Below are 516 nucleotides of genomic sequence, written 5' to 3' on the forward strand. Positions count from 1 at the left end.
GGAGGGGTTCCCGAGCGGCCAAAGGGATCAGACTGTAAATCTGACGGCTCAGCCTTCGCTGGTTCGAATCCAGCTCCCTCCACCACTTTATTCTTGACGGTTAGAGGTAGTTTAAGAACAGGTTCCTAAAGCGGGCATCGTATAATGGCTATTACCTCAGCCTTCCAAGCTGATGATGCGGGTTCGATTCCCGCTGCCCGCTCCAATTATGGTGTTGCTGATATAGCTCAGTTGGTAGAGCGCACCCTTGGTAAGGGTGAGGTCGGCAGTTCAAATCTGCCTATCAGCACCAGTCATAAGAATCTCCTTGAATACTTCCTTTATCTGTCAGAAAAAACTATTTGAAATTTGAAAAAATTAAATTAATCTACCTCTGGTGGATTATTTTCATATGTAATCTAGATACACAAAACTGATAGGTTCCGTCATGGCAAAAGAAAAGTTTGAACGCGTAAAACCGCACGTAAACGTTGGTACAATCGGCCACGTTGACCACGGTAAAACTACACTAACTGC

At 45.0% G+C, this 516-nt stretch carries 1 protein-coding gene and 3 tRNA genes; all 4 read left to right on the forward strand.

Going from position 1 to position 516, the window contains the following annotated elements; translation table 11 throughout:
• A tRNA-Tyr gene (locus AN391_RS19875) sits at positions 1-85 on the forward strand.
• A gap of 45 nt (positions 86-130) precedes the next feature.
• Positions 131-205: transfer RNA gene (locus tag AN391_RS19880), tRNA-Gly, on the forward strand.
• Positions 206-216: 11 nt separating this feature from the next.
• Positions 217-292: transfer RNA gene (locus tag AN391_RS19885), tRNA-Thr, on the forward strand.
• 135 nt (positions 293-427) lie between these two features.
• Positions 428-516, forward strand: an 89-nt coding sequence (locus AN391_RS19890) for a GTP-binding protein (protein ID WP_233997923.1), incomplete at its 3' end; no start/stop codon positions are given.

It is taken from the genome of Pseudoalteromonas sp. P1-13-1a (assembly GCF_001401875.1).
GTDB lineage: Bacteria > Pseudomonadota > Gammaproteobacteria > Enterobacterales > Alteromonadaceae > Pseudoalteromonas.